The organism is Thiohalophilus sp., from assembly GCF_034521165.1.
Lineage (GTDB): Bacteria > Pseudomonadota > Gammaproteobacteria > UBA6429 > Thiohalophilaceae > Thiohalophilus.
The window spans coordinates 27,761-43,778 of the sequence record NZ_JAXHMV010000003.1 but is presented as its reverse complement, the minus strand read 5'-3'; the positions used below and the strand labels follow the sequence as shown (position 1 = coordinate 43,778).

Genomic DNA, 16,018 nt, shown 5'->3' with positions numbered 1-16,018 from the left:
TGGTGTAAGTAACGCGGAGAACGCAAAGACGCAAAGTACGCAGAGAAAGAATTTCTGCGTAGCTGTTTCGTAATATTTCCTGGTGAGATGAACCAGATTATTTATGTTTTTCTTTGCGCCCTCTGCGCCTTTGCGTTCTTTGCGTTAATTTCCAGAAGACTAAAAAGGGAACAAAAAAAGGGCGCCCTAGGGCGCCCTTTTGGTTTTGGCTTCCTGCCGTGAGGTTTATCTGCCGGAACCCCGGGCACCGGTGAACTCGGGATAGGCCTCCATACCGCATTCGGACAGATCCAGCCCTTCGTACTCGTCCTCTTCGCTGACCCGTACGCCCATGATGGCCTTGATGATCAGCCAGACGATCAGGCTGGCGACAAACACCCAGACCAGGATGGTGAACAGCCCGGCGAGCTGACCGCCGAAGGTCGCTCCGTCGTTGGTCAACGGCACGGCCAGCAGGCCCCAGATACCGACCACACCATGGACCGAGATGGCACCGACCGGATCGTCGATCTTCAGCTTGTCCAGGGTCACGATGGAGAAGACCACCAGTGCACCACCGGCCGCACCGATCAGCGTGGCGCCCAGGGCACTCGGGGTATCCGGACCGGCGGTGATGGCCACCAGACCGGCCAGGGCACCGTTGAGCGCCATGGTCAGATCCGCCTTGCCAAAGACCATTCGGGCGACGATCAGCGCGGCGATTACGCCACCGGCCGCGGCGGCATTGGTATTCAAAAATACCATCGCCACATCATTGGCACTGGCCATATCGCCCAGCTTCAGCACGGAACCGCCGTTGAAGCCGAACCAGCCCATCCACAGGATGAAGGTTCCCAGGGTCGCCAGCGGCAGGTTGGCACCGGGGATGGCGTTGATCTTGCCATCGGCAGTGTACTTGCCCTTGCGCGGACCGAGCACCAGCACACCGGCCAGGGCCGCGGCCGCACCGGCCATATGCACAATCCCGGAACCGGCGAAGTCGGAGAACCCCAGATCACCCAGGTTGTACATGCCGAACACGTCACCACCGCCCCAGGTCCACAGACCTTCCATCGGATAGATGAAACCGGTCATGACCACAGCAAACAGCATGAAGGCCCACAGCTTCATGCGTTCGGCCACGGCACCGGAGACGATCGACATGGCGGTGGCCACAAACACCACCTGGAAGAAAAAGTCCGACGGCGCGGCATAGACTGAACCACCGTCAAACCCGTTCTCGGCGGAAGCGCCCAGAGCATCTGCCACCAGTGTCTCACCACCGGCGATACCCGACAGGAACCAGCCGCCGCCATACATAATCGCATAACCACATATCATGTACATGGTGCATGAGATCGCGAACAACGATACATTCTTGGTCAGAATTTCCGTGGTGTTCTTGGAACGCACCAGACCGGCCTCGAGCATCGAGAACCCGGCGGCCATCCACATAACCAGCGCACCACAGACCAGGAAGTAGAAGGTATCGATGGCATACTGCAATTGGAAAATTTGGTTTTCCATTTCAAGCCTCTCCTCTAGTCTTACAGCGCATCTGCGCCGGTTTCACCGGTACGGATACGAACTGTCTGTTCAATTTCAGAAACGAAGATCTTGCCGTCACCGATCTTGCCGGAATTGGCGGCTTTGGAGATGCCTTCGATGACCTGGTCCACCAGACCATCGTCGACAGCAGCCTCAATCTTCACCTTGGGCAGAAAATCCACGACATATTCCGCCCCGCGATACAACTCGGTATGCCCTTTCTGACGGCCGAAGCCTTTCACTTCCGTCACGGTGATACCCTGTACCCCGATCTCGGAAAGCGCTTCGCGCACATCATCCAGCTTGAAGGGCTTGATGATTGCCATAACCATTTTCATGGTCTTGCCTCCTTAAAAAAATGCCCACCCGAAGGTGGGCGAATGGTTTCGAGCTTACTCAAGCGAACCTTTTACAGATCAAAGCTCTTGCTGTAGGAAACGGTGAAACGTGCGTCACCTGCGGCGCCATCCTGATCGTTCTGATCAAAGGCGAAAACAAAATCGTCCTTGCTCAGGCTGACCTGGTAGTGACTGTAGTCGGTGCTGGTCGGATCATCGAAGTCATAATCACCATAGAGCAGCCCCAATGAGAGTCCTTCCTTGACTTCGAAATCGGCACCAACATACATGTACAGATCATCCTCGTACTGACTATTGGCCTCGGTATCCACTGTCATTGCCACACCGGCGCTGACCATTTCATAACTAGCGTTGACATAAACTTCGGAAAAGTCCAGATCCACATCACCCACCGGATACATGTATTCGATATAGCCGACATCCAGACCAACCGGGCCGGCGTCAAAACCATAACCGAGATAGACATCCTGTTCGTACTGGCTGCCGCCACTCAGTGAAGAGACCCAGGTACCGGCATAAAATCCGGAGTCGTGGGCGTAATCAATACCGCCTGAAATGGCAGAATCATCCGAACCCTGGGTGACACCACGCCAGATATAGTTGGAAGTGAATCCGACGTTACCGCTCAGCTCGGCCACGGCCACGCTGCTGGCAACGGTTGAGGCAGCCAGGATGGTGCCGACGAGTAGTGCATTGGCTTTTTTCATTTGTCTCTTCCCCATACAGTGAGAGTGTTAAAAGAAAACGGTTGCTGTACGGGGTATTGCGAAGGGCGTGCCAACTTTTATTTGTTATTAAAAACAATCACTTGAAGTCAGCGCCGATATGGGGCGCACTTTAATTGTGCGCGGATAACGATCATGGGGCGGGGGATCGCACTATTACGGTGCGAAAGGCGGGTTCATTTATTCAAAGGGTGGTTAAACAACGCAGAGAACGCGGAGGCGCAAAGTCGCAGAGAAAAAATCTCATTCATTTTCCTATAGTAAGGGTGTCATGTAAACAGGCGCCAGCGTGGCCATGCCTCGCAAGCAGTGATACAGGAAAGAAATATATTCACTTTCCCGGTCGCAACGGCGCCAGGAAATCTCTTGTTTAATTCTCGGCGACTCTGCGCCTCTGCGAGAGCCAATTTTACTATGCTGCATCAGGCAGGCCCGATATAGCGTTAGCGGTATCGGGCAATAGTCGGGTTGCCGGACACCGCTAACGCTATGTCCGGCCTACTTCTTGTAGGGGGGCGAATCAATAACGGTGAGTTGGCCACCGAAACACTGAACACACCAAAGCCACTGAAAAGATCGGCGTATTAAATCTTCTGTGCGGTCAGTGTTTTCGGTGTTTCAGTGGTTATATTCACTCCGGGTAAGCATCATTCAGATCTTTATTCAGAGATCGAATTCACGGGTCCAGGAGACAGAAACCCGCATTGCCCCCGGATCGGCATTGGCCGGCCGGTCCTTGTCGTTCTTGTCCAGGGCAAAGGTGAATTCATCCTTTTTCAGGGCAACATGAATATGCTTGTAGTCTTCCTCGGCCGAATCGTCGAACTCATACATTCCGAACAGCAAGGTGGCATAAAGATCGTCGCCCAGCGCGGCATCGGTGCCAATGCTCAGATAGATGTCGTTATCCTGACTGGTGCCGTCTTTGGCCAGGGTATAGGCCCCCATGACGGAGAACAGGTCAAAGTCGAACTTGCCATAGAGTTCGGTGGCATCGGCGCCGGTATTGGCGACCGGAAACCGGTACATGATGAGACCGGCGTCGAAGGGAATATCACCGACCGTACCGCGGTAGCCGCCATACAGATCCAGCTCATACCCATTCCCGTTGCCGTAATTGGAAGTCCAGACTCCGGCATACAGGTTCGCATCGTGGGTGTAATCGATCCCGCCCTGCACGGCGGCCTGGTCGTCGGTCTGGGTCACGCCGCGCCAGATATAATTGGACGTGACACCCAGGTTGCCGGTCAGTTCGCCCTGAGCCTGTGCCAGCCCAGCCAGGCCAGCGCTCAACAACATGGCGGTTACAATCTGTTTCATGATTTCTCTCCCGTGATTATTGTTATGCCCCTGACGGCATTGTCCCGCCGGGCAGAAACATTATAATGATACTGTCATTCATCACCACCTGCAGGCCACTGACCCATGGCAAACCCCGATATCGAACAACTGGTCGAACGCGTCATGGCGGCATTGCCCGATGGCGTTAAGGAAATGAAGCAGGAGGCCGACCAGCAACTGCGCGCCGCCCTGCAACGCACCCTGTCTCAGATGGACCTCGTCACCCGCGAAGAGTTCGACATCCAGCGCGAAGTGTTGCTGCGCACCCGCAGCAAACTCGAGGCCCTGGAACAGCAGGTCACCGCCCTGGAGCAGACCCTCGCGCAGCAGTCATCCTCCAACTGAAAAGATTAACCACCAAGGCACGAAGACATCAAAAAAGAAGGTAAATCGGCATCAAGGTACCTGGCTTATCTCTATCTGGCTAATCCAGGGAAGTATGATTTTCTTGGTGTCTTCGTACCTTGGTGGTGAGATTCCCTGCCAGGCGGTTGCATCCACCGGCGGTTCGTATAAAAATCGGTGGACGATAAGGAAAAGTTGCAGGCCTGCCCGGCCTGCCGCAGACAAGGGAAACTGTCATGAGTCTTGCAGTGGTCTACACCCGCGCCCAGTGCGGCGTCGACGCCCCGCTGGTCAGCGTGGAAACCCATCTCTCCAACGGCCTGCCCGGTCTCTCCATCGTGGGCCTGCCGGAGACCGAGGTCAAAGAGAGCAAGGACCGGGTACGCGCCGCCCTGCTCAACAGCCGCTTCGAATATCCGGCCCGGCGCATTACCGTCAACCTGGCGCCGGCCGATCTGCCCAAGGAGGGCGGTCGCTTCGATCTGGCTATCGCGCTGGGCATTCTGGCCGCTTCCGGCCAGCTTCCCGCCAACGAGCTGGAAAAGTATGAGTTTCTCGGCGAACTGGCTCTCGGCGGGCAGTTGCGCGCGGTGCGCGGCGCCCTGCCAGCCGCCCTGCACAGCGGCCAGGCGGGGCGTCGGCTGGTTGTGCCGCGCGATAACCTGGCCGAGGCCACGCTGGTTCAGGCCGCCGAGGTCCGAGGCGCCGATCATTTAAGCGAGGTCTGCGCCCACCTGATTGGCCAGCAGAGCCTGGCGCTCAGCGAGCCGGGTGACACGCCAACCATCGCGTCCGCCCCGCAGCCGGATCTGGCCGAGGTACGCGCCCAGCATCAGGCCAGACGGGCGCTGGAAATCGCCGCCGCCGGGGAACACAGCCTGTTGATGGTCGGCCCGCCGGGTACCGGCAAGTCGATGCTGGCGCGGCGCCTGCCGGGGATCCTGCCGACCATGAGCGACGAGGAGGCAATGCAAAGCGCGGCCGTGCAGTCCATCAGCCATCAGGGGTTCGATCGCAGCCGCTGGAAGGTGCGCCCGTTTCGCGCCCCGCACCACACCGCCTCGGCGGTGGCGCTGGTGGGCGGCGGCAGTCACCCGCGACCGGGAGAGATCTCGCTGGCCCATCACGGGGTGATGTTTCTGGATGAGTTGCCCGAGTTCGATCGCCGCGTCCTGGAGGTGCTGCGCGAGCCCCTGGAGAGCGGCATGATTACCATCTCGCGGGCCACGCGCCAGGCTGACTTCCCGGCCCGCTTTCAGCTGATCGCCGCCATGAACCCCTGTCCGTGCGGCTACTACGGTGATGCAAGCGGTCGCTGCCGCTGCACACCGGATCAGGTCGCCCGCTATCGGGCCAAGCTGTCGGGGCCGCTGCTGGATCGGATCGACATGCACGTGGAGGTGCCGAGCGTCTCCCTGGACGTGTTGCATCAGGACAACCCGGTCCGGGAAGAGCCCAGCGCGCGGGTTCGCGAACGGGTGGAAACCGCCCGCGCCCGGCAACTGGCCCGCAGCGGCATGGCCAATGCGCGACTGGACAATACCCGGCTGGAGCAGGTTTGCCGGCTGGAGGAAGAACCGGCCCGCTTGCTGCAAACGGCGATCACCCGGCTGGGATTATCGGCGCGAGCCTATCACCGGGTTCTGAAGCTGGCCCGGACCATCGCCGATCTGGCCGGGGTCGAGGCGATCAGCGCGGCGCACATCAGCGAGGCGATTGCCTATCGCAAGCTGGATCGGCCATTGCAGCAGGTGGTCGAGCCGTAACGCTCAATAACCACCGCCCACCTCGCCGCCGATCAGCTGGTTGCCTTCCTCGAAGAACAGGTACATCAGCTTGGCCACGCTCTCGGGCACAATGACCGTATGGCGGTTGCCGGAATCGGCCATCGCCTGGCGCAGACCCTGGCGCAGGCTTTCATCACCGGTTACATCGAAAATGATATCGACCTTTTCACCCAGTTTGGCGACCTCCAGCGGATCCTCGTAGACGGGAACGCCACTCTGGGAAAAGCCCAGTGCCACCGGCGAGTCGAGATGGCGGTGCGCCACGGCGACAATTTCAACCGGCTTCCCCTTTTCCTGAATGATTTCCAGAAAGGCCTCGGCAAACTGCTGGCCGACATTGCCCAGACCCAGCAGGGCCACTTTTATTTTCTCGCTCATGGTGGATAACCTCGTGTGGATTTTTATTTATTCATTTGTCCTGAGGTTATCGACTCCCGCTGCAGGGACTTGACCTTGCTCGGCCCACTGCCGGCAGGTGGACTCGATGATCTGGCGCACTTCCTCGGGCTTTTCGGTCATGGGCCAGTGGTTGCAGTGCACCGGCACGATATCGCTTTTGGGGATGCGGGCGATCTTTTCCTCCAGGGCCCGGTGATCGCTCAGCGAGGTGCCGGTGGAGAGCAGCACCCGCACCGGCTGGCTAATCTGCGTATAGTCGGGCAGCGGACGCACCACCTCCAGCACATCCTGCAGATAGTTGGCCAGCGGGATGAACTCCAGGTCCACCCGCGGATTGGTATACAGGCGGGCGATCTCCGAAGCCGAAGTCTGCTTGAGCAGTTCGCGGGTTTTGACATCCAGCGCATGCAGATCGCGGATCGGAAACTCCCGCTTGCCCAGGCCCAGCGCGTACCCCAGACGCAATAACCTGACGATCAGCCACAACAACGGTCGAAAACGGCGCGCCTTGCCCAGCCGGCCATGCAGCAGTTCGGGGAAGACCGGATCCAGCAGGATCAGTCCGCCGCACAATGCCGGGTAACGCCGCGCGAAATCCATGGCGATCTGGGCACCGAGACTGTGACCGAGAATGACCACGTTGTGCAGCTTTTCCTGCCGCAGGATCGCCGCCAGATCCTCGCACCAGTGCTCGCGGTGATAGGTCCTGCGGGTCATCGAATAGCTGTGGCCGCGCAGATCCGGACGCAGCAGATTCCAGTCGCGACGCAATTCGGTGTTGGCGACAAACTCGCTCCAGCGGCTGTGATTGCTCGCTAAGCCGTGCAACATGACTAGCGTGGGGGCCTGCGGGCCCTGGCTGACCAGCTTATAGCCCAGCCGCACCCCGTCGGGAGCGGTGATAAATCGCAGTTCTTCACTTGGCATGGGGAATCGTTTTTATTGGCATTGTGTTGACAGTTTTATCATGCCTATAACCGCTTTGCAGCCGCCGATTGTTGACTATAGTTAGACAGGGGCTGACGCGTTTTTTGCGACATTCCGGTTTGCTCCCGCGCCACGCCCGCAAAATCGGATCACTCAGTCTCTGTTATAGATGCACTGATGATCAGGAGGATACATCATGACCATCTCTATAAGATTACTCGAATACCTGGAATGGAAAGGCGTCGATTACGAGCTGCTGCATCACGCCTTTGTCACCGGCAGCCTGCGCACCGCGGCCATGGCCCACATTCCGGGCCGCCAGTTTGCCAAACCGGTGGTACTGAAAGACGAACAGGGTTATCTGGTCGCGGTGATCCCCGCCTCGCACAAGCTGGATCTGGGCGAACTCAATCGCGATCTGCACCGCAAACTGAGCCTGGCGAACGAAAAGGAGATCGCAAAATTGTTCGGCGACTGCTCCAAAGGCGCGGTCCCGCCCGTCGCCGAGGCCTTCGGTTACGAGACTGCCGTGGACGAAACCCTGGAGGCCTCCCCGGATGTCTACTTTGAAGCCGGCGATCACGCCGAACTGGTCCACGTCTCCGGCGAAGATTTTCGCTACATGATGCACCGCGCCCGGCACGGGCACTTCAGTCATCCTAACTAACAGGGACGAGTGACGAGGGCCGAGTGACGAGGAATCAATAAACCTGACCCTCGGTAATCATTTCCTCGTCACTCGTACCTCGTCCCTCGGCACTCCCGGCCCAAGGGGCCGGGTGGTCAGACGACCCGAGGACTGATTTCGCCTGAGAGCATGGCCTGGTATTCGTCCTCGAAGAAGAATTTCTCCTCGCCGAAGGCCGGTTTGAGCTGATCGAGCCAGGTGGCGTTTTCATCGTACTGCGCGAAGAAGGGGCGCTGGACCCACTCGGGGTTGCGCGCCTGGATGAAGCGCAGGACGAAGACTTTCTCGCCGTTGATCTCGCTCACTCCCTGGATCTCCACTTTGCCGGGACCGGCGCTCATGGATGGCCCGCGGGCGGTGCGCCCGAGGCCGGAGACTTGCTGCATTGCCTCGCGGTAGATATCCCAGGCGCGGGCCAGCGGTACCTCGAAATACTGTTTGGCGCCGGTGTCGCGCTCGACGAACAGGTAATAGGGCACCAGTCCCAGCCGGACCTGTTCGCGCCACATAGTGGCCCAGATCCGCGCATCGTCATTGATATGCCGCAGCAAGGGAGCCTGGGTGCGAATCACCGCGCCGGTTTCGCGAATCCGGCGGATCGCCTCGCGCGCGATGTCGGTGTCCATTTCCCGCCAGTGATTGAAATGGGCCATCAGGGCGACATGTTTCCCTGCCCGGGTCAGTCGCGATAACAGTTCCAGCAAGTCGTCGGCATCCTCGTCGGTCACATAACGTTGCGGCCAGAAGGTCAATGACTTGGTGCCGATACGGATGGTCTGGATGTGATCGAACTGTGGCTGCATCAGCGGCTCGAGATAGTTCACCAGGTGCTGGGTTTTCATCACCATGGGATCGCCGCCGGTGATCAGCAGATCGCTGATGTTTTTATGCTGCTTCAGATAATCATGCAGATGATCGGCTTCCTTGGCGGAGAAGCGCAGTTCCTTGTCGCCGATAAACTGGGCCCAGCGGAAGCAGAAAGAACAATAGCTATGACAGACCTGGCCCTGGCTGGGGAAAAACAGGATGGTCTCGCGATACTTGTGCTGAATGCCGTCCAAGGTCTGCGCGTTCATCTGCGGCACGTTGAGCAGCTGCTGGCCGGCCGGATGGGGATTGAGCCCGGCGCGAATGTCGCTGGCCACGGCCTGAATCGTGGCCTTATCTTCGCTGCGCAACGCTTCGGCCATGCGCTCGAAGTCGGCTTCAGCGAGCATGCCACGCTGCGGAAAGGTGAGCTGAAAAACCGGATCGGCCGGGATATTGTGCCAGTCGATGAGCTCGTCGATCACATACTGATTGACCCGAAACGGCAGCACGCTGGCGACCACGCGCATTTCAAAGCGCTGCTGGTCCGTCAGTTTTTTCAAAGGCGCGATCTTGTCCAGGTGCCGTTCGGTATACACCAGAAAGCGACGTGGCTCGAATGGCTCTTCGGCAAACGCCCGCTGTTCGGGCAGTGGCATTACGCTGGTCATTTCATTCTCCGGAATCCGGGTCAACCTGCTCGTCGCGAAGACACGACCGCCCCGCGGGGCGGGGCAGACAAAGGGGACGAATGACGGATTGTGCGCCGGCGATGCGGCCGGCCAACAGACAGGCTGACTCTATGTAAACAGTTTCACATAGTAGCACGTGCGATCTTCTGGAACAACGTCGGACCGGCATAATAATCCTTATTAAACAATAACTTGGGTCAAAACGCCGACGCCGGGGACTGCGCTATCCCGGCTCGAATGTCAATATCGACCGCACCGACCCGCCCCACTACAATGTCCCCTTAGCAGGAGTTGTCAGCGTTCATGTCCACGATTCTCAATCCCCGACAAAACCAGGCCGTGCGCCACATTGACGGGCCGTGCCTGGTGCTGGCCGGGGCCGGCAGCGGCAAGACCCGGGTCATCACCCACAAGATCGCCTACCTGATCCAGGAGTGCGCCATCGACGCCCGGCACATCGCCGCGGTCACCTTTACCAACAAGGCGGCACGGGAGATGAAAGAGCGGGTCGGCAAGCTGCTGCGCGGCGACGCCGGCAAGGGGCTGCGGGTCTCCACCTTCCATACCCTGGGGCTGGATATTCTGCGTCGCGAATACAAGGCGCTGGAGTTCAAATCCGGTTTTTCCATCTACGACAGTGCCGACAGCACGCACCTGCTCAAGGAGTTGATGAAACGTTCCTTCGGCGATGACGGCGGCCAGGCCGAGCGCATGCTGTGGCAGATTTCGCGCTGGAAAAGCGAGTTCGTTCTGCCCGAACAGGCTCTGCAACTGGCCGACGGGGATGCGAATAAAACCGCCGCGGCCCTGCTGTACGAACAGTATCGTCATTATCTGAAGACCTACAACGCGGTCGACTTCGACGATCTGATCATGCTGCCGGTGATCCTGTTTCGCGAACACCCGGAGATTCTCGAACGCTGGCAAAACCGGATTCGTCACCTGCTGGTGGATGAATACCAGGACACCAACTCCACCCAGTACGAACTGGTCAAGCAATTGTGCGGTGTGCGCGGCAACCTGACCGTGGTGGGCGATGATGATCAGTCCATCTATGCCTGGCGCGGTGCCCAGCCGGAGAACCTGTCGCTGTTGCAACAGGACTATCCCAGACTGAAGGTGATCAAACTGGAGCAGAATTACCGTTCCACCGGCTGTATCCTCAAGGCCGCCAACCGGCTGATCGCCAGCAACCCGCATGTCTTCGAAAAACGATTATGGAGTGAGCTGGGTTACGGCGATCCGATCCGGGTGATTTGTACCCGCCACGATCAGCACGAGGCGGAACAGGTGATCTCGGAGATCATGCATCACATGTTCGTGCAGCGCACCCAGTATGCCGATTACGCGATTCTCTATCGCGGCAATCACCAGTCCCGGCTGTTCGAACAGGCCCTGCGCGAACACGATATTCCCTATTATCTGAGCGGCGGCACCTCGTTTTTCGCCTATACCGAGATCAAGGACATCATGTCCTATCTCAAGCTGATCACCAATCCGGACGACGACAACGCCTTTCGCCGGATTATCAACACCCCGCGCCGCGAACTTGGGCCTGCCACACTGGAAAAACTCACCGAATACGCCATGGGTCGCGGCCACAGCCTGTTCGTATCCGCGATGGAGTTCGGCCTGAGCCAGGTGCTCAGTGAGCGGGCTGCCGAAAAACTGCAGCGTTTCTGTCACTGGATCCTGGATCTGCAACATCAGGCGGAGGGTGACGCACCCGCCTCGGTGGTCAAACGGCTGATCGTCGATATCGATTACGAGCGCTATCTGCTGGATAACAGTCGCGACGAGATCATCGCCGAGCGCAAGCTGGAAAACGTCAACGAGCTGGCCAACTGGATCGAACGCCTGGCAAAAGCCAATCCGGACGCCTCGCTCAACGAACTGGTGGCCAAACTGACCCTGCTCGACACCCTGGATCGCAACGAGGAAGACGAGCGCGGTAACCGGGTCCACCTGATGACCCTGCATGCCGCCAAGGGGCTGGAGTTTCCCCATGTCTACCTGGTCGGCATGGAAGAGATGTTGCTGCCCCATCGCAGCAGTATCGAGGAAGAAAACCTCGAAGAAGAGCGCCGCCTCGCCTATGTCGGCATCACCCGCGCCCAGAAAACCCTGACCCTGACCTACGCCAACCAGCGCAAGCGCCACGGCGAGATGCAGGAGTGCAGCCCGAGCCGATTCATCGACGAGTTACCGGACGAGGATCTCAAATGGTCTGGCGAAGGGGTACAGATGGATCCCGAGGAACGCCAGGAGCGCGGCCAGGCGCACCTGGCCAACCTGCGCAGCATGCTGCTCACAGGGACGAGTAACGAGTGACGAGGGACGAGGAAGTAATAAAGAAAAAGCCGGGCATCGCCCGGCTTTTCTTTGCCTCGTTACTCGTCACTCGTCACTCGTCACTCCCCGAAGGGGATGGCCGGCGGCCTATTTGCTTTCGCCCACCATGTATTTCACGGCGGCCTTGACTTCCTCGTCGCTCAGGCCGGCGTTACCGCCTTTGGGCGGCATACCCTTGAAGCCGTTGATGGCGTGGTCGAACAGGGTATCGTTACCCTTGGCGATACGATCCGCCCAGGCCCCCTTGTTACCCAGTATCGGCGCGCCGGCCGCACCGGTAGCGTGGCAGGCCATACAGGCCGAATCATAGACTGACTTGCCGTCAGCCCCGCCCCCGCCGCCAGCGGTTTCCTGCTTGACCTCGGCCGTGTTCACCTGGCCGATGGGCGCGATCCGCTCCTCGATGGCCGCCTGCACCCGCGGATCATTCTGGACATCCACGGAATCCTTGCCGCTGATGGCATTGGCGCCGATGATGGCCAGCACCATGAATACCAGCAGGCCAATCAGAATCCCCACAAAAACCTTCATAAAATCCGTGTCTTTTTGGTCCACGTTGCTCCCCTCTACGTTAGCTAGCCTGTGGCCGGCGCCTGCAACGCGCCCGACCGATGTCAAATTTTGCGCCGATTATAATCGTAAAGCACCCGCGCCACCACCGCCCCCGAACCTGTCTGATTCCCGTGTGGACGAAAACCCGCGGGAACGTTAAGCTACGCGCTGTCCTTACCCAAAAAACCAAGAGTTTCACTGGGTTATACAGATAACGCGCCCGTAGCTCAGCTGGATAGAGTATCGGTCTCCGACACCGAAGGTCACAGGTTCGAATCCTGTCGGGCGCGCCAAATAAATAAAAGCCCATACTACATAGTATGGGCTTTTTGCTTTACGCCCACAGGATGAGAACCTGTGAAACAGGTTCGACAAGCAACCGGAGGTTGCGCAGAACGCCGGCGCGTCAGCAACGGCGGCCCCGAAGGGGTGAGCCGCTGTGCGGCGAATAATCCTGTCGGGCGCGCCAAATAAATAAAAGCCCATACTATGTAGTATGGGCTTTTTGCTTTTCGCCCACAGGATGAGAACCTGTGAAACAGGTTCGACAAGCAACCGGAGGTTGCGCAGAACGCCGGCGCGTCAGCAACGGCGGCCCCGAAGGGGTGAGCCGCTGTGCGGCGAATAATCCTGTCGGGCGCGCCATAAAATGCAAAAGGGTCTTCCTTGGGAAGACCCTTTTGCATTTTCGGACCGCCGGGGATGCTATTCTTTCAGCCATGCTCCGTACCGCGCTATTGCTGCTTGTTTTCCCGTTCACGTCCGTCGTCAATGCGGAGTTACCCCTGTTCGACGCGCATCTGCACTATAACGAAAACCATGCGCAAGAATTCACCCCGCAGGCGATTATCCGGATACTGCAGCGTAACCATATCAGCCGTGCCCTGGTCACCAGCCGCCCTCCTCAACTGGTGCAAACGCTGTACGAGCGAGCGCCGGATCGGATCATCCCGTTTCTCGGGGTCTATGAACAGTTCGCCGACAAACAGAACTGGCATCGGGACACGAGCGTGCCGGCCCGGGTTGCCAGCCAGCTGGAATCCGGCAATTGGCGCGGGATTGGCGAACTGCATATCTTTGCTGAAAATCGCCATAGCCCGGTTTTACGCCAACTGGTGCAACTGGCCATGCAGCAAGGATTACCGCTGCTGATGCACACCGACCCGGCCGTCATCGATACCATTTATGAGATTGGGACCGGGGTCAGTGTTATCTGGGCCCATGCCGGCGCCTATCCCTATCCGGATCTGCTGGCGGATTATCTGAACCGTTATCCGAATCTGTATATCGATCTATCGGTACGCAATGAGCGAATTGCCCCGGATGGCAAGCTGGATGAAGCGTGGTACGAATTATTGATTCGTTTTCCGGACAGGTTTCTGGTCGGGGTGGATACTTTCAGCAGCGAACAATGGCACAAATACGGCGATACAACCCGAACGATTCGCAGCTGGCTTGAACAATTGCCGCCGGATGTTGCGAAACAGCTGGCTTATCACAACGCAAGAAGCATCCTGCTGCCCTCAAAAGCGAACTGAATTATTCAAAATCCAGTTTATAAGAAACATAAAAACGTCGCTCGGGAAAGTTATGCAGCCGGCTTTCCTGCACCTCGTCAAACACATTTTGGACTACCACTGCCAGTTCCTGCTGACGGGAACGGGCCCCGAATTTTTTCGCCAGCCGCATATCTACCCGTTTGTAGGGTTTATACGTATCATTTTCGACCGCGAGATTCTTGTGCCCGTCTTTTTTGTAAAACCCGAGGCTTCCGGAATAGTTGTTTTTGAATTGCCACATTCCCAGAATACTCAGGGAATTACGCGGCGCCGCGCGGTCATAGGCACTCGCCTTGGCAACATTCGTGGAATCAATACTTGTTCGGGAAAAAGCAATATGAACCCGGGCGCGGTCTGATGGCCGCAGCGTAATCTGAGCTTCAAGTCCTTTTATAGCAACATCGTCAAAGTTGTTAAACCAATAGGTACCGTCCGGGGCGCTATCATCGTATAGAATCAGATCAGTGACATCCTCATAGAACAGCTTTAAATCAGCATTGATTGCCCCGTCTCTGGTTTCTGTCAGATAACCGAGCTCATAAGCGGTAATGTATTCCGGCTCGACATCGTTTTCCCAGTAAAAGCCACCGGGTAATATGTCATCAAGATAGGGATACTCCTCGGTCAGCACCGGCTCGCGCGTGGCACGCGAGACGCTGGCCCGTACCGTATCGCGTGGAGAAAGGTGATAATTGATACCCAGCCGGGGCAGGTAATCCACGCCGGCCAGATCGTTATCTTCAATCATCAATCCGCCGTTAATGACCAGATTGCGTGAGTGACGATATTCCATATTGGCAAACACGCGCCCGATATTGATATATTCCGGCGCCTGTTCGATGACAAAGTAATCGCTCTCGGACCGGTCCCGACGATAACTGCCACCCCAGGCCACTCTGACTTTCTCGCCGACATTAAAGGTATGCTGTAACTCAAGGTCATGGCGTTCGGTGTCATAGTTCTGATCGTTGGTGATGTAATCCTTTTCCTCATTGATGGCGGTGCGATAGTACTGCAGTCGCAACTCCCCGTAATCCGGCAGGGCTCTGATCCAGCGGACTTGCTGATATTGGGAATTGACCTGACGCTCGTAATCCGGATATTCATCCGGTCTTATCGAATTATCTTCCTGGCGTGTTCCGCCGTTATAACCCATCTGAAATATTAATGAATCCCGGTTATTGACCTGGTAATCGCCCCGGAAAGTCACCATTTTCACTTCTTTACTGTCGTGACGCTTCTTGAAGCCGTGATCTTCCCGATAACCGAATGAAAACACATAATCCATATCCCCCAGATTGTTGCCATAACGCAAAAATCCCTCGCGCAGGCCATTATCGCCAATGTTGGTTTTGACACTGGTGCCGCGATCCAGCGCCGAATCGCGGGTAATAATATTGATCACCCCCATAAAGGAATTGGAACCGTAACTGGCCGCGTTGGGACCGCGGACCACCTCGATGCGTTCGATATCATCCAGGGTAATTGGCAGATCGACCCAGGGCACACCGCCGAGAATCGGGGTATAGACCGAACGCCCATCGATCAGTACCTGCTGATGACGCACATAGCGATCGTGCAACATGTGATAGCCGGTCACCGGCAGATGGCCGCTATCGTAATCAACGACGAAGCCGGGCACCAGGCGCATGAGGTCGGGAATTTCGGTAAAACCGGAGGCCTCGATCATCTGGCGATCGATGACGGTCATGGAAATGGGGGCATCGCGCACCGACTGGCGCAGGCGGGTGGCGGAGAGTACCACCGGCATCTCTTCGAACAGGCCTTCCCCGGCCCAAACAGGAGTGTCTTCCAGTGACAGCAGCAACAAAACAAACAGTATCGGCAGGAAGCTACCGGCCCGGGGAAAATGCATCCTGTACACTCTTTTTTAATATTTGTTTAGTGTTATCGGCAGATTGGGGTTTTCCCTTAATGGTACCAGTATTTTCCACAGG

Annotated in this window: 14 protein-coding genes and 1 tRNA gene; 6 read left to right on the top strand and 9 right to left on the bottom strand. The window is 57.5% G+C overall.

Annotated elements, in window-relative coordinates; genetic code table 11:
• Positions 1-225: 225 nt before the first annotated feature.
• The 4 genes from U5K34_RS03895 to U5K34_RS03880 form a co-directional block, all read right to left on the bottom strand.
• The gene (locus tag U5K34_RS03895) at positions 226-1,506 is read right to left on the bottom strand and encodes an ammonium transporter (protein ID WP_322567191.1); all 1,281 of its coding nucleotides are present in this window, start codon (positions 1,504-1,506) and stop codon (positions 226-228) included.
• A 20-nt stretch (positions 1,507-1,526) separates the two neighbouring features.
• The gene (locus U5K34_RS03890) at positions 1,527-1,865 is read right to left on the bottom strand and encodes a P-II family nitrogen regulator (protein ID WP_322563622.1); all 339 of its coding nucleotides are present in this window, start codon (positions 1,863-1,865) and stop codon (positions 1,527-1,529) included.
• 71 nt (positions 1,866-1,936) lie between these two features.
• Positions 1,937-2,593: a TorF family putative porin gene (locus U5K34_RS03885; RefSeq protein WP_322567190.1), complete on the bottom strand. Its 657-nt coding sequence runs from the start codon at positions 2,591-2,593 to the stop codon at positions 1,937-1,939.
• Positions 2,594-3,274: 681 nt separating this feature from the next.
• Positions 3,275-3,931 carry a TorF family putative porin gene (locus U5K34_RS03880; RefSeq protein WP_322567189.1) on the bottom strand — a complete coding sequence of 219 codons (657 nt, stop codon included), beginning with the start codon at positions 3,929-3,931 and terminating at the stop codon, positions 3,275-3,277.
• Positions 3,932-4,036: 105 nt separating this feature from the next.
• Here U5K34_RS03880 and U5K34_RS03875 point away from each other — a divergent pair, with 105 nt between their 5' ends.
• On the top strand, positions 4,037-4,297 hold the full coding sequence (locus U5K34_RS03875; RefSeq protein WP_322567188.1) for an accessory factor UbiK family protein: 261 nt from the start codon (positions 4,037-4,039) through the stop codon (positions 4,295-4,297).
• 236 nt (positions 4,298-4,533) lie between these two features.
• A complete protein-coding gene (locus U5K34_RS03870; RefSeq protein ID WP_322567187.1) occupies positions 4,534-6,063 on the top strand; it encodes a YifB family Mg chelatase-like AAA ATPase in 1,530 nt (509 codons plus the stop codon).
• A gap of 3 nt (positions 6,064-6,066) precedes the next feature.
• Here the strand turns inward: U5K34_RS03870 and U5K34_RS03865 are convergent, their stop codons facing one another.
• Positions 6,067-6,462: a hypothetical protein gene (locus U5K34_RS03865; protein ID WP_322567186.1), complete on the bottom strand. Its 396-nt coding sequence runs from the start codon at positions 6,460-6,462 to the stop codon at positions 6,067-6,069.
• Between the two features lie 27 nt (positions 6,463-6,489).
• Entirely contained in the window at positions 6,490-7,410 is a 921-nt protein-coding gene (locus tag U5K34_RS03860; protein WP_322567185.1) for an alpha/beta hydrolase, read from the bottom strand.
• 196 nt (positions 7,411-7,606) lie between these two features.
• On the opposite strand from U5K34_RS03860, the gene U5K34_RS03855 reads away from it, so the two are divergent.
• The gene (locus U5K34_RS03855; RefSeq protein WP_322567184.1) at positions 7,607-8,077 is read left to right on the top strand and encodes a YbaK/EbsC family protein; all 471 of its coding nucleotides are present in this window, start codon (positions 7,607-7,609) and stop codon (positions 8,075-8,077) included.
• A 116-nt stretch (positions 8,078-8,193) separates the two neighbouring features.
• Here the strand turns inward: U5K34_RS03855 and U5K34_RS03850 are convergent, their stop codons facing one another.
• A complete protein-coding gene (locus U5K34_RS03850; RefSeq protein WP_322567183.1) occupies positions 8,194-9,576 on the bottom strand; it encodes a hypothetical protein in 1,383 nt (460 codons plus the stop codon).
• Positions 9,577-9,900: 324 nt separating this feature from the next.
• Between U5K34_RS03850 and rep the strand changes: the two genes are divergently transcribed.
• On the top strand, positions 9,901-11,928 hold the full coding sequence (gene rep / locus U5K34_RS03845; RefSeq protein ID WP_322567182.1) for a DNA helicase Rep: 2,028 nt from the start codon (positions 9,901-9,903) through the stop codon (positions 11,926-11,928).
• A 108-nt stretch (positions 11,929-12,036) separates the two neighbouring features.
• On the opposite strand, the gene U5K34_RS03840 is transcribed toward rep, so the two are convergent.
• The gene (locus U5K34_RS03840) at positions 12,037-12,504 is read right to left on the bottom strand and encodes a c-type cytochrome (RefSeq protein ID WP_322567181.1); all 468 of its coding nucleotides are present in this window, start codon (positions 12,502-12,504) and stop codon (positions 12,037-12,039) included.
• A 213-nt stretch (positions 12,505-12,717) separates the two neighbouring features.
• Here U5K34_RS03840 and U5K34_RS03835 point away from each other — a divergent pair.
• Both U5K34_RS03835 and U5K34_RS03830 read left to right on the top strand, forming a co-directional pair.
• A tRNA-Arg gene (locus U5K34_RS03835) sits at positions 12,718-12,794 on the top strand.
• Between the two features lie 387 nt (positions 12,795-13,181).
• Positions 13,182-14,039, top strand: a complete 858-nt coding sequence (locus tag U5K34_RS03830) for an amidohydrolase family protein (RefSeq protein WP_322567180.1) — start codon at positions 13,182-13,184, stop codon at positions 14,037-14,039.
• Between the two features lies 1 nt (position 14,040).
• Here the strand turns inward: U5K34_RS03830 and U5K34_RS03825 are convergent, their stop codons facing one another.
• The gene (locus U5K34_RS03825) at positions 14,041-15,936 is read right to left on the bottom strand and encodes a TonB-dependent receptor plug domain-containing protein (RefSeq protein ID WP_322564160.1); all 1,896 of its coding nucleotides are present in this window, start codon (positions 15,934-15,936) and stop codon (positions 14,041-14,043) included.
• Positions 15,937-16,018 lie beyond the last annotated feature (82 nt).